The organism is Paenibacillus sp. sgz302148 (assembly GCF_056120465.1).
Window position 1 is genome coordinate 239,317 of the sequence record NZ_JBVYOJ010000002.1, and the last position, 23,106, is coordinate 262,422.

Annotated in this window: 22 protein-coding genes and 1 riboswitch; of the genes, 1 reads left to right on the forward strand and 21 read right to left on the reverse strand. The window is 54.6% G+C overall.

What is annotated here, in order from left to right:
• Positions 1–206: 206 nt before the first annotated feature.
• The 16 genes from AC0LWM_RS04705 to AC0LWM_RS04780 form a co-directional block, all read right to left on the reverse strand.
• Entirely contained in the window at positions 207–1,259 is a 1,053-nt protein-coding gene (locus AC0LWM_RS04705) for a glycine-rich domain-containing protein (RefSeq protein ID WP_474673744.1), read from the reverse strand.
• 52 nt (positions 1,260–1,311) lie between these two features.
• Complete coding sequence (locus tag AC0LWM_RS04710) at positions 1,312–2,400, reverse strand: acyl-CoA dehydrogenase family protein (RefSeq protein ID WP_474673745.1); 1,089 nt, start codon at positions 2,398–2,400, stop codon at positions 1,312–1,314.
• A 270-nt stretch (positions 2,401–2,670) separates the two neighbouring features.
• Positions 2,671–3,918 (reverse strand): serine hydroxymethyltransferase, encoded by a 1,248-nt coding sequence (glyA, locus tag AC0LWM_RS04715; protein ID WP_474673746.1) that lies wholly within the window; start codon positions 3,916–3,918, stop codon positions 2,671–2,673.
• Between the two features lie 72 nt (positions 3,919–3,990).
• Positions 3,991–4,608, reverse strand: coding sequence for a TIGR01440 family protein (locus AC0LWM_RS04720; protein ID WP_474673747.1), 618 nt, complete (start codon positions 4,606–4,608; stop codon positions 3,991–3,993).
• Between the two features lie 39 nt (positions 4,609–4,647).
• Positions 4,648–5,106 (reverse strand): ribose 5-phosphate isomerase B, encoded by a 459-nt coding sequence (gene rpiB / locus AC0LWM_RS04725; protein WP_474673748.1) that lies wholly within the window; start codon positions 5,104–5,106, stop codon positions 4,648–4,650.
• A 187-nt stretch (positions 5,107–5,293) separates the two neighbouring features.
• Positions 5,294–5,372, reverse strand: a riboswitch (ZMP/ZTP riboswitch).
• A 98-nt stretch (positions 5,373–5,470) separates the two neighbouring features.
• Positions 5,471–6,055 carry a low molecular weight protein arginine phosphatase gene (locus AC0LWM_RS04730; protein ID WP_474673749.1) on the reverse strand — a complete coding sequence of 195 codons (585 nt, stop codon included), beginning with the start codon at positions 6,053–6,055 and terminating at the stop codon, positions 5,471–5,473.
• A gap of 237 nt (positions 6,056–6,292) precedes the next feature.
• Positions 6,293–6,865, reverse strand: a complete 573-nt coding sequence (locus AC0LWM_RS04735) for an Hcp family type VI secretion system effector (RefSeq protein WP_474673750.1) — start codon at positions 6,863–6,865, stop codon at positions 6,293–6,295.
• Positions 6,866–7,032: 167 nt separating this feature from the next.
• Positions 7,033–7,593 (reverse strand): manganese efflux pump MntP, encoded by a 561-nt coding sequence (locus AC0LWM_RS04740; protein ID WP_474673883.1) that lies wholly within the window; start codon positions 7,591–7,593, stop codon positions 7,033–7,035.
• A 195-nt stretch (positions 7,594–7,788) separates the two neighbouring features.
• Positions 7,789–8,916 carry an L-threonylcarbamoyladenylate synthase gene (locus AC0LWM_RS04745; RefSeq protein WP_474673751.1) on the reverse strand — a complete coding sequence of 376 codons (1,128 nt, stop codon included), beginning with the start codon at positions 8,914–8,916 and terminating at the stop codon, positions 7,789–7,791.
• A gap of 170 nt (positions 8,917–9,086) precedes the next feature.
• Entirely contained in the window at positions 9,087–9,926 is an 840-nt protein-coding gene (spoIIR, locus tag AC0LWM_RS04750; RefSeq protein WP_474673752.1) for a stage II sporulation protein R, read from the reverse strand.
• 247 nt (positions 9,927–10,173) lie between these two features.
• The gene (locus tag AC0LWM_RS04755) at positions 10,174–10,578 is read right to left on the reverse strand and encodes a pyrophosphohydrolase domain-containing protein (RefSeq protein WP_474673753.1); all 405 of its coding nucleotides are present in this window, start codon (positions 10,576–10,578) and stop codon (positions 10,174–10,176) included.
• A 46-nt stretch (positions 10,579–10,624) separates the two neighbouring features.
• Entirely contained in the window at positions 10,625–11,668 is a 1,044-nt protein-coding gene (locus AC0LWM_RS04760; RefSeq protein ID WP_474673884.1) for a N5-glutamine methyltransferase family protein, read from the reverse strand.
• A gap of 254 nt (positions 11,669–11,922) precedes the next feature.
• Entirely contained in the window at positions 11,923–12,999 is a 1,077-nt protein-coding gene (prfA, locus tag AC0LWM_RS04765; protein ID WP_474673885.1) for a peptide chain release factor 1, read from the reverse strand.
• Positions 13,000–13,228: 229 nt separating this feature from the next.
• On the reverse strand, positions 13,229–14,329 hold the full coding sequence (gene ychF / locus AC0LWM_RS04770; protein ID WP_474673754.1) for a redox-regulated ATPase YchF: 1,101 nt from the start codon (positions 14,327–14,329) through the stop codon (positions 13,229–13,231).
• Positions 14,330–14,599: 270 nt separating this feature from the next.
• A complete protein-coding gene (locus AC0LWM_RS04775) occupies positions 14,600–15,070 on the reverse strand; it encodes a ferritin family protein (RefSeq protein ID WP_474673755.1) in 471 nt (156 codons plus the stop codon).
• A 150-nt stretch (positions 15,071–15,220) separates the two neighbouring features.
• Entirely contained in the window at positions 15,221–16,033 is an 813-nt protein-coding gene (locus AC0LWM_RS04780) for a DUF6612 family protein (protein WP_474673756.1), read from the reverse strand.
• Positions 16,034–16,202: 169 nt separating this feature from the next.
• Here AC0LWM_RS04780 and AC0LWM_RS04785 point away from each other — a divergent pair, with 169 nt between their 5' ends.
• Positions 16,203–16,346, forward strand: a complete 144-nt coding sequence (locus AC0LWM_RS04785; protein ID WP_474673757.1) for a hypothetical protein — start codon at positions 16,203–16,205, stop codon at positions 16,344–16,346.
• A gap of 66 nt (positions 16,347–16,412) precedes the next feature.
• On the opposite strand, the gene AC0LWM_RS04790 is transcribed toward AC0LWM_RS04785, so the two are convergent.
• The 5 genes from AC0LWM_RS04790 to AC0LWM_RS04810 form a co-directional block, all read right to left on the reverse strand.
• On the reverse strand, positions 16,413–18,158 hold the full coding sequence (locus AC0LWM_RS04790; RefSeq protein ID WP_474673758.1) for a hypothetical protein: 1,746 nt from the start codon (positions 18,156–18,158) through the stop codon (positions 16,413–16,415).
• 310 nt (positions 18,159–18,468) lie between these two features.
• Positions 18,469–20,850, reverse strand: a complete 2,382-nt coding sequence (locus AC0LWM_RS04795) for an S-layer homology domain-containing protein (RefSeq protein ID WP_474673759.1) — start codon at positions 20,848–20,850, stop codon at positions 18,469–18,471.
• 83 nt (positions 20,851–20,933) lie between these two features.
• The gene (locus tag AC0LWM_RS04800; RefSeq protein WP_474673760.1) at positions 20,934–21,197 is read right to left on the reverse strand and encodes a DUF2651 family protein; all 264 of its coding nucleotides are present in this window, start codon (positions 21,195–21,197) and stop codon (positions 20,934–20,936) included.
• Between the two features lie 22 nt (positions 21,198–21,219).
• The gene (locus tag AC0LWM_RS04805) at positions 21,220–22,053 is read right to left on the reverse strand and encodes a DUF2339 domain-containing protein (RefSeq protein ID WP_474673761.1); all 834 of its coding nucleotides are present in this window, start codon (positions 22,051–22,053) and stop codon (positions 21,220–21,222) included.
• Entirely contained in the window at positions 22,020–23,051 is a 1,032-nt protein-coding gene (locus AC0LWM_RS04810; RefSeq protein WP_474673762.1) for a DUF2339 domain-containing protein, read from the reverse strand. The genes AC0LWM_RS04805 and AC0LWM_RS04810 overlap by 34 nt, the downstream gene beginning before the upstream one ends.
• Between the last annotated feature and the right edge of the window lie 55 nt (positions 23,052–23,106).

Genomic DNA, 23,106 nt, shown 5'->3' on the forward strand with positions numbered 1-23,106 from the left:
TTTGAATCGTCATCGAAGACCCTCTAGCGAGTGTTGTGGGAGACTACAGTTCACACTCGATTAGAGGGTTTTTTGCCAGCCGCTGAAACCGGGCAAAACGCAAAAAGGCCCCTTCAAGCATCAGCTTTGAAGGAACCTTTCCCCTGGGATACCTAATATTTTGACCGGCACATTGAATATCGCTCTACCCAAAGCTCCGAGCTCCGTTAACTTCCTCCTCCACATCCGGAAGAGCAGCTCGAGGATGAACAGCTGGAAGACGAACTGCCGGATGAAGAGCAGCTTGACGAACCGCCGTCTGAACTGCTTTCGCCGCCCCCGCCGTCGTTGTCTCCGTTCGGGCCATCTCCATCCGAGGATGCGCTGCAAGCTAAAACCGACGAGCAGGAAGAGCCGTTGTACTGCTCTTCGCGACGTTCTTCCTCCATATGATGACCGAATTGCAGCGGATCGGAGATCGAATAAAAGAGCATCATGCCGGATAGCATCATGAGCGGGTCCATGCCCGAATAGCCGCTCGAATACCGCTCATATTCGTCCCGGTCCTCGCTTCGTTTCGCATCTTCCAGTTGACGGCGCGCCCGCTCGATAAGCGCGTCGATCGTGGCCGAAACCTCAGGCAGCGTCGCTGCGGTACGCGCGTTAAACAGCGTGCCTGCCAGTTCGTCCCGCGAGCTGCGGGCAAGCGTCTCCAGCCGATCCGGGGCAAGCGGCGACCGGAAAAAACCGCCCCATAGCCTTGCGCTGTACGGCGTATCCGTGAACAGCTGGGCGTAAACCCAGTCGAACCACGCGCGCTCGTTAGGCATCGGCCTTGGCTCCGTGTGGGGCGAATGGTGAATCGTGTAGCCGACGAAGCGATCTCCGAACTTTTCGTAGTCGCGGGTAAACATGAGCATCTCGTGCCAAACGTCGTCCACGGCGTTGCTGAACATCGGCACCTGGTGCAAGATCGAATTCATCAGGAAAAAGCGCTTCAATTCAAAAAACGTCCAAGCGAACTCCGCTTCCGACATCCGCGGATGCTGCTTCATCACCCGTTGCTTCAGCTGCTCCGCAAATTCCGCGCCAATCGCCGCTTCCAGCCGCTCCGCAAGCGGAACTAACGGCAATCCGGAACGCACGCCCAAATGGGCCGGCGGAACGCCCGTGAAGCCGTGCGGCTTTTGCGGAACGCGCGAAGGCGACAGCCGAGTCGATGTACGGCCGCTTTGTGGACTTCCCTTTTTTGCACCAAACAACTTCGACAACCAGCTCATTCGTATCCCTCCGTTCTTCTCCCTCAGAAGTAAGGTTGAAACTTATACTTACTTAGTATTTTTGAAAAGCGACAAGCATCGTATGATGGCAAACGGTTTGCAAATCGCGGAAAATACGGTTAAGCGGCGTATCCTCCATCACGGCCGCAATTCCCATGTAAGGGAACACGGAATTCGCGCAAGCAAGCGAAGTCTGGGCCGTTGCTTTGCACTGGCGGCTGATTTGCTCCAAATCCGGTTCGGAGAACGGCATGCCGTTCAGATGACGATCCCAGGAGCCGCCGATCATCCGATAAAAATCGTCTCCCGCCTGCCCCAGCTGCAATTCGGCTCGATCGATGAGTTCCGCGACAAATGCATACCGATTCGTTCGGGAGGCTTCCCAAGATTCCTTGTTTCGCGCAAGCATCGCCCTCGCCTCCTCGACAAAATGTCGCCCGACTCCAAGGCTGACCACCGCGAACGAAGCTTCCGCAAACGGCAGAAACGGATAAGTATAAATTGGATCGCGATAGTCCGATTGCGGGGTGAAAATATCGAACGTTCTTTCATCGGGAACGAATGCGTCCGCGACTTGGATCGAATGGCTTTCGGTCGCTTTTAACCCGAAGGAGTTCCAGTCTTTGATGATTTCTACCTGTTCCGGCATAAAAATAAACGAACGGATTCGCGGCACTCCGCCTGTCGCTTCCGGCACGCCTTCTTCCTCGATTACACAGTTCGCGGTAAACATCGTAGCATATGTAGAACCGCTGCAAAACTTCCATTTCCCGTTCACGCGAAAGCCGCCTTCCACCCGTTTTGCCACACCGGACGGATGCCCGCTTCCGGCAATGACGGCCTCCGGGCTGGCGAACAACCGCGCCGCGGAAGTCGTGAAGGCCGGCACGAAAAATCCGCCGCCCGAGCCAATTGTCACAAGCCAGCCGAAGCTTCCGTCGACCCAGGCTGCTTGCTCGAAAATGCGCAGTGCTTCCGGCAGCGGGGTCATCCATCCACCCAGCTCGCTTGGCACAAAAAGCTTAAACAGCTTGTGCTCATAGATGAGCGGCAGCAGCTCTCGGGCAAATGTTCCCGATTCCTCCATTTGCCGCGATCGCTCCCGTACGGCTTTTACCAGCTGTTCCGTAAATAACGACACAATCATCAACTCCCGCTCTAATTACTATACTCATTCTATCAAAGGAGAGGAATGGTGGGAAGAAGCCATGAATCGCTGCAGGCGGCCGGTCAAGGATAAATGGCTTACACCGTTCCAATCGGCACATTCGTTGGCCGAAGCAATTCGATGAAGTCGCTGCATTGCGGACCGAAGGCGTTCCCATTCGAAGAGCGTCATCAGCAGGCAGCTTTAACGCAAAAAACGGCCTTCCGCAGCATATGCGGAAAACCGTTCCTTCAAATTCCATTATTAATAGGACAAACCGTCGTACAACGGGAATTGCGCCGTCAGATCGCGAACCAGGCCACGCGCCGTTTCCAGCGTCGCTGCGTCTTTCGGGTTTTTCAAAGTCATCGCGATGACTTTGGCGATCGTCTTCATCGCTTCGCCGTCCATGCCGCGGGAAGTCACTGCAGGCGTACCCACGCGGATGCCGCTCGTAATGAACGGGCTCGTCGGGTCGAACGGAATCGCGTTTTTGTTCACTGTGATGCCTACTTCGTCCAATACGTGCTCCGCGTCTTTACCCGTAATGTTCAGGTTGCGCGTATCGATCAGCATCAAGTGGTTGTCCGTACCGCCGGAAACAAGGTTCAAGCCTTCGGCTACAAGTCCTTCAGCCAGCGTTTGCGCGTTGCTGACGACGTTTTGCGCATACGTCTTGAACGACGGCTGCAGCGCTTCGCCGAGAGCTACCGCTTTCGAAGCGATCACGTGCATCAACGGACCGCCTTGCGTGCCCGGGAATACCGCTTTGTCGATCGCTTGCGCCCACGGCTTGCGGCACAGGATCAGACCGCCGCGAGGTCCGCGCAGCGTCTTGTGCGTTGTCGTCGTCACGAAGTGCGCATGAGGCACTGGGTTCGGATGAAGGCCTGCTGCAACGAGACCGGCAATGTGCGCCATGTCGACGAAGAACAGCGCGCCGACGTCGTTCGCGATCGAAGCCAGCTTTTCGAAATCGATAATGCGCGGATACGCGCTGGCGCCGGCAACGATCATGCGAGGGCGGTGCTTGAACGCCGCTTTGCGCACTTCTTCGTAGTCGATGCGGAAGTCGTTTTCGCTTACGCCGTAAGCAACGAAGTTGTATAAAATGCCGGAAGCGTTAACCGGGCTGCCGTGCGTCAAGTGGCCGCCGTGCGCGAGGTTCATGCCGAGCACCGTGTCTCCTGGCTTCAGCGCGGCGAGATATACCGCCATGTTCGCTTGCGCGCCGGAGTGCGGCTGTACGTTTGCATGCTCTGCGCCGAACAGCTCTTTCGCGCGGTCACGGGCGATGTCCTCGGCGATGTCCACATATTCGCAGCCGCCGTAGTAACGCTTGCTTGGGTAACCTTCCGCATATTTGTTCGTCAGAACCGTCCCCATCGCTTCCATAACCGCGCGGCTAACGATGTTCTCCGAAGCGATCAGCTCGATGTTGTCGCGTTGGCGTTTCAATTCAAGGTTCAGTGCTTTGACGATTTCCGGATCTGCATTGCGCAAATGTTCCATTTTCGATTTCTCCTCTTCGCTTTGTAATAAATATCTTTATCAGGTCATCACAGGCCCATGGCCGATGTCATCTTATTCGCAGTGTTCCGACACAGGAGCGTCTGGGGCAGTCGGAGCAGCCGGCCCACCCGGTTCGACTTCAAGCGCATAGACGGCACGCGCGCCGCCGATCAGCTTCGGCCGCGTATAGGCCATGTTCACGTGCGCCTGTCCGATCCGCCGGATGGACGGACGCACTGGCACCGCGACCCGGCGCAGATGCATGCCGATCAGCGTGTCGCCGATGTCGATGCCGGCATGCGCCCGGATCGACTCGACCAGACACGGCCGCTGCATATGCCGGTATGCATGCGCGGCCATCGAGCCGCCCGCCTTGCGCACCGGCACGGCGGCGACCTCCTCCAGCGAGCCGTCTCGCTCGAGCAGCTCGCGTTCCACGACGAGCGCACGGTTCAGGTGCTCGCAGCATTGGAACGCGGCGTAGAAGCCGACCTCCTGCCGCACCGCCTCGACGCCGCGGTAAATGCCCTCCGCCACGTCAGCGCTGCCTTGCGTGCCGATCCGCTCGCCGATCACCTCGCTCGTGCTCGTGCCGATGACGACAATGTGCCCTCGGCCGATGCCTCCGGCTGCGACAAGCTCACGCAAGATCGTTTCGACCTGCGATGCAATCTCTTGGGCATTCAACATACCGGATCACCTCTCCTTTACAACTTGGTGTTGTTCCGTTTAAGGGTGAAGGTTGTATTTGTCCTCGATCGACTTGATTTTGTTCACGCGGTTTTCGTGGCGCGGCCCGTGCGAGAACTCGGTTTCGAGCCAGACGCGGATGATTTCCTGTGCGACGCCGGGGCCGATAATGCGCTCGCCCATCGCCAGCACGTTGGAATCGTTGTGCTCGCGCGTCGCTTTCGCCGAAAACAAATCGTGCACAAGCGCGCAGCGAATGCCAGGCACCTTGTTCGCCGCAATCGTCATGCCGATGCCCGTCCCGCAAATAAGAATGCCTTTGTCGGCATCGCCGGAAACGACTCTCTCGCAAACCGGCAGAGCATAATCGGGATAATCGACCGAGTCAAGACAGTTGCAGCCGAAATCTTCGACCGAATGGCCCAGCGATTCGATAAATCGAATCAGCTCATCCTTCAAACGAACTCCAGCGTGGTCAGCACCTATTGCAATTTTCACACATTCCGCCTCCTCGTAATTGGTTCTTCGCGTAGTATGTCCCAACGACGGCTTTCTGTTGTGTTGACGACATCCATTCGAGCCGCGGCCTGCCGGTGAACGATTTCAAGCGGCGCGCCTTGAAGGCGGGTACGCTCAAAATCACGGTTAAAGACAAAAAAGAGCAACACGCGCATCACTGCACGCTGCTCTTTGCCCAGGCGACCGGCCGTATCGCCCGGTGCTCCACTGTGGTATCCCACTCGTCGCCAGTTACACCGGGTTCTCATTCAACTATCCCCATCATAACGCAAACATCGCCAGAAATCAATCATCATTCCCGTGAAGGAAGAGTGAAATCGACTGAGCTCATTTGGCTCTACCGTTATTGCGACGCGCGCTTTAACTTCTCCAGGAGCTTATCGAGCGCTTGCTCGATTTCGGCCGCGCACGCTTGATAGTCCTGCAGCGATCCGCCGAACGGATCGGCGATGTCCGCATTCGGCAGGCGCCGCTCCAGCTCCGCTATTCGGCGACGATCGCCTTCCGTGATCGGTTCCCCGAGCGCCTGCTTCAGCTGTACGTCGGCGATGAGCCGTTCGAGCTCCGCAATGGCGTCCAGCGCGCCGGCGTTGTCCTCAACGTATTCTTTTAACGTGAATGTTTTATCGGCGGCATCCGGGTGACGCTGAACGACATGCCTTTTGTGGCTTGACGTCATCGTCAAGATCAGATCGGCCCAAGCCGCGGTTTCGCTTGTCAGCATCCGGGATGAATGGCGGCCGGCAACGTCCTTTTCCTTTAACACCGCCTGCGAATGCATGGACATCGGCATCCCGTCTACGGTCGATACGCCGGAAGAACGGATTTCGAGCCGAATGCCTTGTTTGCCCGCCCGGTCGCGCAACAGCGCCTCCGCGAGCGGACTTCGGCATGTATTTCCCGTACAGACGAACAATATTCGTTTCAAGGCCGCACACCTCCTGACCGATACGATTTTTTATTACGTCCATCTTACCACGTTCGTTCCTTCGTTGAAATGGCGCCCGCGCCCATCATTTGTATTAGCCCCTACAATTAGAAACCTCCGTGTGTATAATATTTCCGGCAGTTATAAAATTAAAACCCATATTCAAAAATACATCTGACGAAATCCAACTCCTAAAAAGAGCAGCCTCTTAGCCAGAAGAGACTGCTCGTTCCCATGCTATTTTATTGGCGAATACTGCGAGAAATCCCAGCCGCCGGTGATCGAAGGGGTGCCTGCCGAATTCACTGTCGAATATTTCATACTAATGGAACCGAATTTTAATCCAATCGATTCGTAACCATCGTTAAAACTATATTCGGATATCGTAATTTTTTCTAAATCGATAGTTAGAAAAGGATGGGGACTTTTGCCTTGGGTCACGAATGCAATCTGCCCGTTCTTGATCGTTGATCCGGATAACGAAGCCAAGAACAAGGGGATGGAGGATGCATCAAATATTTTAGCGATAACAAAATGGTTTAGGTTAGCTTTTCCCGAGCCTGATCCTGAACCCGCTGCATTTCCGGACGTATTGGATACATCGAATTGAACGTCGGAGAGCTCGATCCATTTTGCATATTTACTGGCGGTTGATTCGCCTGCAATGCCGTCCAATTTCAAATAAACATCAAAGGCAAGGCGAGGTTGTTCCTCGGAAGCCGCAGCCGGCGCGGCCGATAAGGGTCCGGAAACGATTGCCAATAAACAGACGATGATCATCGCAAGCAGCTTCTTGCTCATATTTTTCATGGATGTCACCCTTCTAATCCGATCATTTATGCAATGTATAGTTATTCCACGTCACAGGTGTTTAGAACTTCAACGGGGTACATCTTGCGGAAAGACCCGGAACGTCAAAAGCCGATGGATGCTTTCATCCGCCGGCGCTGAAATTCTTTTTTTGAAGTTGTATATTGTCAAAAAATAAAAAGCAAACCAAACACGAACAAAATAACGCCGCCAAACGCTTCCCCGTATTCCCCCATGCTGTAGCTCACGCGACGTCCGAGCGACAGGCCGAGGACGGACATGATGCCTCCGACAAAGCCAAACAGCAGCACGGTGAGCATAATATCGGTAGCGAACATCCCGAGCGATATTCCAACGGAAAAAGAATCGATGCTTACGCTAAGCGCAAATACGAGAATTCCCCATAACGTCCGGTGGTCGAACGGCCGCACCGCCTCTCCTCGCAGAGCGCTATAAATCATATGACCGCCCAGCAGGAGCAGCAATCCGCCGGCGGCGAATGTCGCTACATTGCCAAGCAATGAGCTGACATAATACCCCGCGTACATGCCAAGCAGCGGCATGACGATATGGAACACTCCAATCACAAAGCTCAGCTTCACGATGTCGAGCCGCCGGATGCCTCGCATGCCGATGCCGATCCCGAGGGAAAAAGCGTCCAGACCGAGCGCAAACGCCATGATCAGCACGGTGATGAGTTGTCCCGCCTGGGCCGAAGCCGTCTCCACATCCATCTCCCCTTGTCCCGCCGTTTCTTGTTTCAGCATATGCGGACAAACTGGGAAACATGACGTTTGTCCCGGGGTTGAGGGGAGAAAAATGAGTGAAGGGACTTGACGGGCAAAGCGCTGCGCTATGAATGATTCCCATCACGAATATAACGACGATTCGATCCATAGAAGCCGCTTAAAAAACTCTTAACGTTATACGTAGGTTACGCGGCCCGCGGCGGCCTTCGTCAGCCGGTTCATGACGGCGAGACCGATGCCTTCGTCGCTGCAGCCTTCGGCGGCGATGAAGCCGATGTCGGCGGCGTCGAAGCGGCGCAACGCGGCGTACAGCTCATGCGCCGTCGTTGCGAGGTCGCCCAGGCTGCCGCAGGCGACGACGAGGTCGGCGCGGTAGAGCGCGGCGTGCTCGGCATACGTCAGCACGCCGGTCGTCAGGCCGCGCCGCTTGGCGTCGTCGACCGCCGCCTGGATACGGGTGGCGACGGCGTCGGCGGACTCGCCGCAGACGAGCTGCAGCTCGCCGCGCGGCGCGTAGGGCGCGTACTTCATCCCGGGCGAACGTGGGATGAAGTCGGGGTTTGCCGGCGCAGCGGCGTCGGCGGCGGTGGCGGCGGTGGCGGTGGCGGCTGAGGCGCTCGCTTGCGCCGCGAGGGCGGGGTCGAGCGCGACGTCGGCCGCGACCGACCGCAGCTCGGCGAGCGTGACGCCGCCGGGACGAAGCACGGTGACGCGCTCGCCGTCGACGGCGACGACGGTCGACTCGACGCCGACGCCGGTCGGGCCGCCGTCGACGATGCCGTCGATGCGCCCGGCGAGGTCATCGCGCACGTGCGACGTCAGCGTCGGGCTCGGCCGGCCCGAGCGGTTCGCACTCGGCGCGGCGATAGGGCAGCCAGAGGCGGCGATCAGCGCGAGCGCGTCCGGGTGCGCCGGCATGCGCACGGCAACCGTCGCGAGCCCGGCTGTGACGCGCGGCGATACCGCGCCGGGGCGCGCCGGCAGCACGAGCGTGAGCGGCCCCGGCCAGAAGCGCGCCATCAGCTGGCGCGCGGTGTCGCCGTAGGGCAGCACGAGCTCGTCCAACTGCGTCGCATCGGCGATGTGCACGATGAGCGGGTTGTCCGACGGCCGGCCCTTAGCCGCGAAAATCCCCTCCACCGCCTCCGTCCGCCGCGCATCCGCGCCCAGCCCGTACACGGTTTCGGTCGGAAACGCGACCAGTTTGCCTTCTCGCAGCATCGCCGCCGCTTCCTGAATCGCCCGCTCCCGTTTTTGTCCATCTGTATGATCAATCGTCCAATAGGTTGTTTGAATGGTCATCACGTCATGCTCCGTTCTTTCACGTTGCTGTTTTTGGCATAATGCTCCCATTATAGCATGTTCCTAATGCCACGAAAAACGAAGGATAAAAGATTTACGATGTCCGAAAAATGAGGCCCTATAAGATAAAATAAAAAATCCTCTCCCGATCAAAGGAGAGGATTTCTGATCTATTTCCCGAACAGACTGCTGAAAAAGTCTCCAATTCCGGCGAAGAGATCCGCGAAGAAAAATCGTACCTCAGGCTCCTCCACAGGTTGCATTGGCTGGTCAGCATCCACTTCCGCCGACGCCAACGCTAGAGCAGGCCCCGCCGCTGCTTCTGCCTTCCCGCCATCTGCCGATTTTGCTTGTCCTGCCTCTTGCTTCCCAGCTGCTTGCTTCGAATCGCCCGCAACATCCGCATTGCTCTCGCCACCGCGGTCTGCGTCGGCCCCGACTTCTGCTGCCGCCTGTTCTTGCACAGCCGCTTCTTTCGCGGCGTCTTTCGCGTCCGAGACGGCTTCGCCGCTCGTTGAATCGATGAAGCATAGCGGCGGGAACAGCACGCACCACCAATTTTGACCTGCACCCTCGCCTAGTGTAACGCGCAGCGCTTCGTACATGCCGGCCGGGTACACTTTGTCGCCGTACATTTTGGTCGGGAACGGCACTTGGCCTAACTCGACTTTGTAGCCATAGCTGTATCCGTATAATTTCAGCTGACTGCCCACCAGCTCGCTCAGCTCAGGCAAATGCTCGCGTACCGTAGCACGCGCAGCTTCAATGCCTTGCGGCTCTTTCACCCAACGGTTCATTTGCTCCACGATCGCGTCGCGGATTTGCCTTTTTACCAACTGGTCCATCGGCGAATCCGAGTTGGCGAGAATGCGCAGTCGGATCGACTGCTCCGGTATCGTTTGGTCGATGACCGCCGCTTGCGCGCGGTTCGACTCCCAGCTCATGATCATCACAATAAGTGCAAATGCTAGATACATATAAAAGGATAATGATTTCGGCTTCCGTACCATTCCGTCCAACTCCCTTTCAGCGGTTCCTGATAATCAGTATGTCCGCCTCTGCGAGAGTTAAACCTCGGAATCTATTATTTTTTGCTAGAGAACAAGATTGCAAGTTTCAATAAAAGAAATACGTGTTCATGCCAAATTTCAATAGGGAGGGAAAACGCCGCATATGCAAAAAACCTCCGATTTTCTCGGAGGCTTTCATTGCATGCTTCTATAACTCTATGAAAATGACATTTGCGAGTCTGCTATCCTACTCGGAGGCTTGCTCAAGCTGACGCCGGATTTCGGCGCGGAGCTTGTCCCCCGGGTCTTGCCAACCCGGCGGTTTGACGACTTTGCCGTCTTCGGGACGCCGATGCACGGTCCCGTCAGGCCATACCTTCGCCATATTCGCCTGCTGCACGATGTTGAACAACGGTTGCGGGTCAACCCCCATCGAAACAAGCGTACCTAAGTTAAAATAAATTTCGTCGATGATCGCGTCGACTTCGTCCTCGAGCGTTTCCGCCGCTTCGAACTCGTCCAGCTCCTCACGCATCCACGCGAGGCGTGCCGCCTTATAAGCAGGATCAAGCCGCTGCGGCTTGGACGCAACCGGATGGTCGAACGTTTCGTGGAATTTTTTTACGTCTTCGAATGCGTTTTTCAAATTCATGTAGCCGTTTCCCCCTGATCTTGCCGCAGCTCACACGCTGCGACGATTATTCCATCATGCCGATGACATGACGCTCAATGCCTGCGTAGTCAAGCACGATCCGCGTCGCGTAACCGAGCTCGCGCAGCATCGCAGCGACATCCTGCGCTTGTCCGATGCCGACCTCGAAGCCAACGAGGCGCGGCATCGTCGCAAGCTGCGGCAGCTGACCGACCAGGCGGCGGTACAGGTCGAGCCCGTCCGCGCCGCCGTCCAGCGCGGACATCGGCTCGTGCAGCCGCACTTCCGGCTGCAGCCCGGCGATATCGCGCGTTGGGATGTACGGCGGGTTCGATACGACGATATCGAACCCGTCATACGCTGCTGAGGCACTGGCTATCGTTTCCGAACGGCTACCTAGCTCCGCGTCATCGCTCGGCGGCGCATCGGCTCCGCTCTCTCGAACCGCACCAACGTTCGATGCCCCCGCTCCGACGTACCGCGTCGCGCCCCCGCCCGGCGCATCCGCTGCGCTGGCTTGCGGCGCGGGCAAGCCCGCGCGCGCAAGGAACGGCCCGAGCAGATCGCCTTCGTGGAAGGCGATCTGCTTAGCCACGCCGTTCCGCTCCGCGTTTGCCCGCGCTACGCCGAGCGCCGCCGGCGAAATGTCCGAAGCGGCAATGCGCCACTTCGGACACAGCGTCGCCAGCGTCACGGCGATCGCGCCGCTGCCGGTGCCGACGTCAACGAGCGACGGCGCGCCGTCCGGCCACAGCCTGCGGCCTTCGGCGGCTAGCTCCTCGACGAGCAGCTCCGTCTCCGGGCGCGGGATCAGCACCGCCGGCGTCACCGCCAACGGCAAGCCGTAGAACGCTTGCTCGCCGATAATGTATTGCGCCGGCTCTCCGGCAGCTTTGCGCGCCAGCACGTCCAGCCAGCGGTCGCGAAGCGCTTCCGGCAGCGGCTCGTTCCATCGCAGCAAATACTCCGCCCGCTCCCAGCCGAGCACATGGCGAAGCAGCAGCTCGGCAATAAACGCCGGCTCCCCGATTCCCTTCGCCGCCAAAAAAGAAGAAGCCTTCATAAAGGCTTCGCGTATCGTTATCGTCATACCCTGCTTGCCTTCGGCAAGCTCTATCATAGCCGGATCGCGGCGAACTTCGGCAACATCATTGCTTTCGGTCTGATCCACGTCCTCGCTCCTCTCAATCACGCTCAGTACTTCATCACTTACCCTGCCGACCTGCCCTTCGGGCCGGAGAGCTTATTATCCCGTGGTCCAGCCTACAAAAAACGAAGGTGAATCAACGCCATCTGTCAAGCGTGACACTCATCAACGCATGATTCCTCCCGCTCAAATCCGGCTTACGCCAATTGCTCCCCACGATCCAGCAGCTCAGATTGCTCGGCAAGCGTCAGCGACGAAATGATCTCGTCCATGTCGCCGTTCATAACGGCGTCGAGCTTATGCAGCGTCAGGCCGATCCGGTGATCGGTCACGCGGCTTTGCGGGAAGTTGTACGTGCGAATCCGTTCGCTTCGGTCGCCCGTGCCGACTTTGCTTTTCCGCTCGCTGGCGTATTTCGCTTCCTCTTCCTGCCGCGCAATATCGAAAATCCGTGCCCGCAAAACTTGCAGCGCACGTGCTTTGTTGTCGTTCTGCGACTTGCCGTCTTGGCACGTCGCCACGATACCGGTCGGGATATGCGTCACGCGCACAGCCGACTTAGTCGTGTTGACCGATTGCCCGCCGGCGCCGCTCGAGCAGAACGTGTCGACGCGGATATCGTTATCCTTAATATCGACCTCGACGTCTTCAACTTCCGGCAATACGGCAACCGTCGAAGTCGACGTATGGATACGCCCGCCGGATTCCGTCGTCGGGATACGCTGCACGCGATGCGCGCCGCTCTCGTATTTCAGGCGGCTATAAGCACCCTTGCCCGTAATCATAAAAATTATCTCTTTAAATCCGCCGAGGTCGTTAATGTTCGCCTCCAGCACTTCCGTTCTCCAGCCTTGCGTATCGGCGTATTTCGTATACATCCGGTACAGGTCAGATGCGAACAAAGCCGCTTCGTCGCCGCCCGCCGCGCCGCGGATTTCCACGATGACGTTTTTGTCGTCGTTAGGGTCTTTCGGCAGCAGCAGAATGCGAATCTGTTCCTCCAGTTCCGTTTTGCGTTCGGTCAGTTCCTCGATCTCCATTTTGACCATTTCGCGCATTTCGTCGTCCAGCTTCTCGCCTTGCATCAGCTTGGCTTCCTCCAGCTGTTCGATCACTTGCTTATATTCAACGTATGCGTTGTACGCATCCTGCAGATCGGATTGCTCTTTCGAATATTCGCGCAACTTCTTGGTGTCGTTCGCCACGTCCGGGTCACACAGCAGCTCGCTGAGCTTCTCGTAACGGTCGGCGAGCGATTGAAGCCGGTCCAGCATAGCCATTCACCCTTTCTCCATTAAAAATGCTATCCTATATTATAACACAAAGAGAGCCCGTTCAGAAACGGGCGACAAAACATTCCACAGCGGTAATTGCCAACGCCGAATATCGTTCGACCACCGTCCTAGCGACGCCATCGATCTTCGCTAGGAAAGTGTGAAATTCGGCTCATTGCTTTTGCCGTGATATATAAATCTGCTTTTATCCGAAACTTATACAGAAAAACTAAACGTTAAAACGGAAATGCATGACATCGCCGTCCTGCACGACATACTCCTTGCCTTCCAAACGAAGCTGCCCTTTCTCCCGTGCGGCCGCCATCGAACCCGCGGCAACAAGGTCGTCGTAAGATACAACCTCTGCACGAATAAACCCGCGCTCAAAATCCGTATGAATAACGCCGGCCGCTTGCGGAGCCTTCATGCCAACGCGAATTGTCCAAGCACGAACCTCCTGAACGCCCGCCGTAAAATAAGTGTACAGCCCGAGCAAACGGTAAGCGGCGCGAATCAAGCGGTTCAAGCCCGACTCCTGCAGCCCCAGCTCCTCAAGGAACATTTCTTTGTCCTCGCCTTCCAGCTCGGCGATTTCGGATTCCACTTTGGCGCTGATCGGCACCACTTCGGCATTTTCCGCCTTGGCGTACTCGCGAACTTGCTGCACGAACGGGTTGTCGTCCGCATTCGCCGCTTCGCTTTCGCTGACGTTCGCCGCATACAGCACCGGCTTCATCGTGAGCAGGTGCAGTTCGCGCACGACCAGCTTTTCTTCGTCGGTCAGCTCTACGCTGCGCGCCGGTTTGTCGTTGTACAACGCTTCCTTGATGCGTTCCAGCACTTCGACTTCCTGTGCGTACTTCTTGTCGCCGCCCTTCATATTTTTGCGAGAGCGCTCGATCCGTTTCTCCACCGAGTCGACATCGGCAAGAATGAGCTCAAGATTAATCGTTTCGATATCGCTGATCGGGTCTACTTTGCCCGACACGTGCGTGATGTTCTCGTCCTGGAAGCAGCGCACGACGTGAACGATCGCATCCACCTCGCGGATATGCGCGAGGAACTTGTTGCCGAGTCCTTCACCTTTGCTCGCACCTTTCACGAGACCGGCAATGTCAACAAACTCGAATGCCGTAGGCACGACGCGGTTCGGCACGACGATTTCCGTCAGCTTCACAAGCCGCTCGTCCGGTACTTCAACGACGCCGACGTTCGGATCGATCGTACAGAACGGGTAGTTCGCGGATTCCGCGCCCGCCTGCGTAATTGCATTAAACAAAGTCGATTTCCCGACGTTCGGCAAACCGACGACTCCACATGAAAGACCCATATATCAATACAACTCCTTATTTTCAGAAAATATCCCTATTCATTATATAGTACTTGCCTGCCGCTGTCATCTTCCGTTCTTTGCAGCCTGTTCCAGAAGAGGCGCAAGCAACCAAGCTGTATTTGCCGGATGCACTCATCTTCCAATATCCTTACGAGCTTAATCCCGGGGAGACAGCCTTGCGCGATTTCAAGTGCACTCGCTTGCTTGCCTAGTAAGCATAAAAAATGCCCGCCGAGTTGAAAGGCAGGCTCATTCATCATTTTCAATTTATGCTGTTCGATTAAGCGTAAACAAATAGTTATACTTGCTCGCATGCTTCAGTTCGTCCAGGATGATTTCGAACAACATATCGCGGTACGGACCCACGGGTAGCGCCTTCCAAATGTCGCGATACCGTTCTACCGCAGACAATTCGCCGAACAACGCATGCTGGATTCCGTCCAGATACGTTTTTGGCTTGTAATACTGCTCGCTGCTGACACCTGTAATTTGCTGGCCGGTGAACGAACGGTAAATGTGACGAAACATCTGGTTATGTTTCCGCTCGTCATCGCGGATCGAAGTAATGATCTGCTTTTGCTCTTGCGTAGGGGCCAGCCGAATCAGTTCTTCGTAGAAAAGCTCGTCGTTTCTTTCGCCCTGCACCGATTGCTTGATGGATGCAAGCGCCTGCTGAAGCGCGGAATGATCCGGATAGCTTGCCTGCGGTCTGATATCGTAAGGAATCGTCCAATACACTTCGGGAAGCCTCCATTTCAGGTGAGAGTCTGGATGCTTCAACGTATGCACGATCGCCTAATTCCGTTCTTCCTTACTCCAACGCCTTTTTACAGAGCATGCATCGGCGATCATCTCCGAGTCCTTGCAGCAACCCTTCTTATTGGCTGGTCACTCTCCAACTACGGCTTCCTTCGCCTTCTCCAGCGCCTCCTCCGGTACCTTTATCGCCGGAATGCTGTCGAACTTGGAATACGTGCCGTTCATATGCTGAATGATGTGCACCGGCTTGCCTTTTTCGATCTCCATGGTCATGTCGGTATCAACGATGACGTTTTGCGGCAAAAATGTTTTTTTGTCGACGGTGAACGCGTATCCGGTATTCGTTATTTTCATCGTGTCCAGCACTTCCTTCGGCAGCGCCCCCGCTCCGGCGAACGAGTTCTTCATAATATCCTCCATCAGCTCCTTCATGCCCTCGCCCGATGCCGTCATCTTGAGCGCATAACGTTCGGCTTCCTCGGTCAGCGTAAATTGCCCGGCATACTTGCGCAGAAGCTCCAATTGCTTGCCCGGGTCGGTTTGCATCACCGAAATCGTATTTTTCAACTGCTCGACTTGATTGGATGGCATTCGAAGCCACTGCTTGGCGGCATCGTCGTACATGAATATTCCTTGGTCGGCCAAATACATTTCGAACACCATATTTTGACCTTGAAAAGACGTCGTCATCTTCTGGTGCATCGACAAAGGCGTGAGGATCGCGTCGGAATTCATTTTGAACGTCATGTCCATCTTGTTGCCCGCTTCCTCCATCGACTGCGTCATATCCATCATTAAGTTAAAGCTTTGCAGCGATTTGGACGCCTCGATCGTTTTGCCGAATACGACATCCGATGTCATCGGTTCTTTCCCGCATCCCGCGGCAAGCAGACAGAGTATCGCCAAACCGCCAAGCATCCGTATATACCTTAATCTTTTCACGAGAATAGTCCTCCATATCCTGTCGAAATCTTTTTATTCTCGCCTAATATTCCCAGTTCTTGCTTTTTCCATGTGCCTCAAATGAAACGAATTGCATAGCAATCGCCCGATTTGCAAACGATATAGCCGAACAAATTTATCCGAATGCGCAAAGGAGCTTATTCTCGCCATGGAAAATAAATCGCACAAGGGCAATTACAAAGGCACCACGCATATGAAAGCAAAAAACCAGGACATGGCCTTCGTCAACGATACCGTTGAAGGCGCAAAGTCGATTTGGCCGTATAGCAAGAAGGATAAGAAGTCTGACTAACGCCGCCTCATTTTGCAAAAAAACGCCCTCCTAAGCTTATAGGAGGGCATTTGTGCTTCGATTCGATTATTTTTCGGCCGAATAGGTGGACGATACTCTTTCGGACTCCAGCTTATTTTTGCCTGTCACTGTAATTTCAACAGACCCTCCGTCTACACCTAGCTGCTTAATAATAATATCCAGCTTTGTCCTGCCTTGGGCAACGACTCCGCTTCCAAGCAACGTTTTCTTGCCGGACACATAAACTTTAACGACATCTCCGGGCTGCAATCCGCCTACTGTAATGAAATCGGATAAACCTTTATTGTTTTCAATGGTAATATCCGTAGGTTGTTCCGTCTGCACTTCTTCCTCGTAGTCTAAAGCCACGACATCGCTTTCTCGTTTGTCTGGCGCCGTTGCGGTTGCATAGATGGTACCGGAGGTCGCACCCAGTTGAGATATAGAAATCGTAACCTCAGAACCGCCTTTCTTCACAATCCCCGATCCTAGTAGCTTGCCTTTCGTATCTTTGGAATAAAGCTTGATCGTGGTTCCTTCATCCAAATTCGAAACGGTAACGGTATCTGCCGCGTTCGCATTGTTGGTAACCACGCTATCAGCAACATCTACCGGTTTGGTTTGTTCCTCAGCAATGAAATTTACTTCAACAGTATCACTTTCTTTTTTGAACGGCTCCGTCGCCGTAATGTATACAGATCCATCCTCCGTACCCAATTGAGCAATCTTGATCAGGGCTTCCCCATTTTTCGTAATGGCAGAGCCTAATAGAACACCGTTGGTCGCTTTGTTGTAAACCTTGATTGTAACGCCTGCTTTTACCTCTTCAACGGTCACGAGATCCGCACTTCCGGCTTTATTGACGATCGTAACATTACCGGCATCCGGTACGTTTGTGACCTCTTCTTTTATAAAGGTTTGCTCGGTAGTTTTACTTTCTCTCTTGTTCGGTTCTGTCAAGGAGACAAATACCGAACCATCCTCTGAGCCGAGCTGCTTAATGCTAATAACAGCTTCTCTTGTTCCCTTTTTGGCACTCGCTTGTCCTAGCAATCGGCCATTTAAAGCTTGATCATATACTTTCGCCAAAGTACCCTCTGCGGACAACGCTACGGTGACCGTGTCAGGCGCACCCACTCGGTTCACGATCGTGATGTCGTCAGCCAGCGGTTCCTTCGTTTCCGCTTCTTTATCATAATCCTTCGAAACCCGGCTGCTTTCTCTCATGTTGGGTTCCGTAATCGTCACGTATACGGTTCCGTTCTCCACGCCTAGCTGTATGACGTTAATGATAACTTCGTTTTTTCCTTTCGTAACATTCCCGGAGCCTAGTAATTTGCCTCCCGTTTCTTGGTCATAAACTTTAATAATCGTTCCTACGTTTAATTGCTTGACGGTTATTGTATCTTTCATTCCTGAATTGTTTGAGATCGTAATTTTGTCGGCATCCAGAGCAGTCGAAGTTTGTTCGTCATCAAAACTTAATTCTTCGGTAGCCGATTCCAGCATTACGCTGACATAGATTTTCCCTGCCGGTCCGAGTTCTTTAATTTTTACGATCGCTTCCGTTTTCCCTTTGCCTACGGTTGCACTACCGAGCAAAGTGCCCTTCGTCGGCTTATCGTACACTTTAACGACAGCGCCTTCCGTAAGTCCTTTCACTTCAACGGTATCGGGGGTACCTACGTTATTCGTAATCGTGACATTTGCTGTATCCCACTCTGTAGTTGAAGTTGCCGCATGAGCTGTGGAATAAGCCCCAAGAGCAATCACCGAGCCCAATAAACCAACTAGAATCTTCTTGTTTAGCATCCTAAGATAACTCCCTTCACTTGTCCAAATGCCTTATTTGGAAAATATATAATTAATTTGGGTTCCCCCTACTAGTATCGGAAAGATATTCTTAAAACTTTAGCACTATTTTTTAGGGATAGGAAGGAACTTCTACCAAGCGCATCCATAAAATGTATAACTCAAGAACTACTCGCCATTTTGACTTGTAACGATGAGCTGTATCGCAATTTCATCCAAAAAAAGATGGCTCCCATCGAATACGGGAGCCATCTCCTTCTAAATTTCTGCTAATAAATTTATTATCCGACAGTTTGCCGGTACCACGTAATTAACGAAACCCGTAGCCCGGCGAATTCGCGAGCGTCTCGCGCTTCTGCAGGAAGCGGAAGAACGCAGTCGCCGCTTGGGCGCGGGTCACTTGCTGCTCCGGCCCGAACTTACCGTCGCTGAGCGACATGATGCCGAGGCCGACAACGATGGCGACTTGGCCTTTATGCTTGATCGCATCCGCGTCCTTCGCGCTTAATGCGAAAATGTCGCTGTACTGCGCCAGTGAGTTGAAGCCTAAGGCGCGCACGATCAGCTCGGCGACTTCTTCACGGGACATTTTGCCTTCGGGATTGAAGTTTTTCGAATCGCGATCGATCAGATTTTGGTCAACCGCCGTTTCCACGTAGGCGAAAAACTGGGAATCGGCTTTAACATCGGCGAATGAAGCGGTTTTAGCCGATTCGTAATAGATCGGGCTGCCGCCGTTCATCGAGGCGATCAGCATTTTGATCAGCTCGCCGCGCGTGATCGGCGCATCCGGGTTCACTTTGCCGTCTTTGACGTCGAGCGCTTTGTACTCCAGCATCAGTTCGAGTTCCTTTTGCGCCCAGTGCTTGTCGATGTCCGTCACTTTCACTTTCTCAAGCGAGGTCACTTCGCCCGTGTCGTAAGCGCGCCATTCGCCGGTTGTTGCGTCCAAGAATACGTTTTGATCATTCTGGATCGGCACAAGCTGGTAGACAAGCTTCGCTTTTTTGTTCTGCTGGTCTTTGCCCGGCTGGATTTCGCCTGCCGCCACCATCAGGTTGTATTTTTCAAGCGGAATGATGCCGCCGTCGCGATCGGTATATGGTAGCACGTAGCCGAGCTTGATGCGATATTGCGAGAAGAGCAGATCCGCCGCTTGCTGCTTGGCGATGAGCTTCGGCGTTTGGTCCGGGTAGGCGATGCCCGATTGGTAGCCGTAGAAGTTCGTGATCTCGCCGGTTTTCATATCGATGCTCACATTGACTTCTTCCATGCCGCCGATTCCATTCAGAATCCGCTTGAAATTGAAGCTGTAGTTGTTCATTTGCGCCAGTTTGGCCGCTGGAATCTGGCTCATATCCTGCTCCTGCAGGTACATTTGATGCACCAAATGCGGCAGCGCTTTTTTGACCAATTCAACCGCTTTGCTCTTCGCTTGGTCGTAGGTCAGCTTCGACGCGGCATTGTCCGTCTTGCCGCCGTTATCGCTAGGGAAATAGAAATAATTCGAGAAGTTGGTCACTTGGCCGGTTTTGCTGTCGACACTAGCCCATGCATCACCGTTGCCCTCCGGTTTCGTCCAGCGTAAGTTCCACGATGCCGATATAACGCCAGTTTCCGGATTCGTCGATTCATTGTAGGACGCATCTTCCAGCTTCATCTTGTCGTCCACCTTGAACAACGCCTTCACCCGCTCCACGGCCTGCTCCTTGGTCAAGTTCTGGTTTGCCTTCGGCGGCTCTGCCAGCGCTTTATCTGCTACCGGAACCGTCACATTCAGCTTATAACCGCCGTTGTTATCGGTCCAACGCTTGCCTGTCGCTGCGTCCAGCATAAATGGCGTCAAGTTGTAGCTCACAAACGGCTTCTTGACTCCTTGCTGACGGTACGGAAGCAGATAGTTCGGCATGAGCTGCGCCTGCTCGCGGAAAGCAGCTTCCGCTTCTTGCTGGCTAATATATTTGTCGGAGCTATCGAACTGCACATCGTCGTCCCAATTGTAGGTGTACTGCACGACATGGCCCTCGCCGTCTACGGTCAGGCTCACATAGTTCTGCAAATAAGGAACATCGCCCACGATGCGGTCGTATTGCAGCCTGTATTGGACGTTTCCGTTGAGCGGCGTTTTCATTTCATTCGCAGCGTCCTGGTCGTAACGGATCTCGGCTTGTTTGCCCGGAATGATTTTGGCGATAAATTGGTCCGCTACCGTTTTGGCCGCTTCCAGGTTCACTTTAGGCGGGTATTCGTATTTTTTGTCGGGATCGTTGATGTTGGAGTAGAAGCTAAGCAGCATGCCGTTGTCCGCATCGATGCCTACATCAATCCCCGCGTAATACCGGTTCTTGTCTTGCTTCTTGATATAGCTGATGTTCCACACGCCGCGGCCGCTATTGTATTGCTTGTTAAAGCTGACATTCTGCAGCTCGAAGCCCGCCGGGATCTGCAAGTATTGCTTCGCGAGCGCAATCGCCTTATCCTTGGAAATTTTGCTGTCCACCGGCGTAGAACCGGCATCGTCGAGCTTGACGGTTTCCTTCGTCGACGCAGAAGTGGCTGCGCCCGATTTCTCCGTCATTTTGACATTAACCGGCTCTTTGGCCGCTTCCTCCGCCATCGCTTGCATCGCACCCGTCGTCAACATCACGGCCGCTAGCCCCGCTGTGGCATATGTACGCTTCCATCGTTTCATCTTCCGAATCCCCCTCAGCACATTTAAACTTTGGTTACTCGCTAATCTAAACGCGCCGAGATGGGAATAAGTTGCAAGCCGAATTAACGAAATTTCCACAACAGCCATCCCATGCCATGGGCAAGAAAAGCATACACAATACCCCACATAAGCCAAGCATCCACGTTCGCCCGAAAGGTGGCCAGGTCCGTCGTAATGTACAGTAAGGGCAGCAGAAAGGCCAGCGCAGGCGCGAGCCATTTGCGGCAGCGGAAGAGGGCGAGAAACGCCCCCATCAGCAAGGAAATTAGCGGACAAATGACGATGACTAGGATGAACGGATTCGGATTGCACCAGTTGTAGATCATGACGTTCCTCCAGGTTTAAAGTTTAATCACCGATAGGCGGTATCGGAGCCGATGCCGGACGCTGTCCGCCGTTTGCAGGGGACTGGGCAGGTTGCTGATCCCACTGATCCCCATGCGCTTGTTGCTGTAGCTGCGACTGGTCTTCCTGCTGTTGCCTCGATTGCGGCTGCGCCCACTGCTGCCCTGATTGTGGCTGCCCCCACTGTGGCGGTACTTGCTGCCCTGACTGCGGCTGACCCCATTGCGACGGCACTTGCTGCGAGAACGTCTCATTCGGCTGCTGCGGTTGCGAACCGTTCTTATCGTTCCAGCGATTATTAATAATCGTGATGCCGAAGGAAATCGCCCCGAGAACGAGCAGCACAATGACCTTATAGATCGTATCCTGGCCGGCCAAATCGAGGAAAATCGTCTTCAAAGCAACAATCCCCAACACCACCGAACCGAAAATCCGGAAAATCGCCTGCCGGCTGTACGCCCCCCACAAAAACAGCAGCAGCGCATATACCCCCCATGAGATCGACAACGTCAGAGCCATGCTAGCCGATTCGCTGATCTTCTCATACTCCAGAAACAGGTTCATCACTTGAATGGTCAGCAGCCCTCCGACGACAAGATGACTCAATATGGAAGCAATCGTCGAAAAAGCTTGGTTCGTTCCGTCATGGACTTTGGCGAACCGCACCTTCAGCGAGATAAAAAAGCCAAGCGCAGCTACGAGCATCCAGGCGACCGCTCCCCAGTTGAGAAACGGAATGAACATGCCGAACCATTCGCCGCGCGGCGTATTCCAGGTGACGACGTACCAATATAACCCGGCCATCATCCAGATGACCATTCCCGCCGCTTTGAACATGTCGAGCTTGCGATACCCCCGATGCCTATAACAACCGTCGCCACGATCGTCCACAGAAACACGCTGATGAGCGGTTTCGCTTCCAGCCCGCTGCCGATCTGCGACGCCGCGATCAGGATCAGGAACGTGCCGCCGAGCAGCTTCGTCATCACCGGGACGGCGAACCGTCCGGACAAACGGTACACCGCGAACGCAGCCCCTACATACAAGAGCCCCATGGCAAACAACGGATAAGCGAAATGAACGATGCCATCAAGCAGCGTTACCGCCCATAGACCAAAAACTACCGCATTGGCGATGCCAAGATACAGATTCAGGCCGTCGAACTTTTGCCCGTCCCGCCAAGATGTCGCGAGAAACGCGATCACGTAGAACAGAAACGCCGCAGTCGCGTAGCGGAACGGCATGCTCCATAATTCTTCCGCCACCGGCTCGAAATGAAAGTAATACACCGCATACAGCAGCCATGTGCCGAGGAACGAGACAAGCCGAAGCTCCAGCCATGGCTTGCGAAGACTGAGCAAGAAGAACGTTGCGTTAATAACAAGCAAGTACAGGAACAGCGTAAACACTTGATCCGTCTCCGGCCGCATGACGCAAGGCGACATAAGGGCGCCGATCATGCCGATGCACATCAGAATGCGCGAATTGAATCGGTAAGAATAAGCCGCGGTGCCCACCGTGATGACGATCATGCCAAGAAACACGGTCATCGGGTCCCAGAGCGCATAATAAATCCCCGCAAAAGCACACGTCGTATACAAAATCGCCACGCCGAGCCCGGCCGCAATTTCGCCGAGCAATTGAATGTTACGGAGCGGCTTGAAGCGCAGTCCGATAACGATCATCCCGGCGCCTGCCAGCAAGCCGATGCCGATCTTAAAGCCGTTCGTCAGCCATCCCTGGTCGATGGAATATTTGAATAACGTCATCACCGCCGCGAGTACAAAAGCAACGCCGAGCAGCGATGTCCAATGCTTGCGAAACAGATTTCCCATCACGGTAACCTCCGTAAAATCGTGTTTTTTAGGACCTGGTCTTAGCTATATTGTA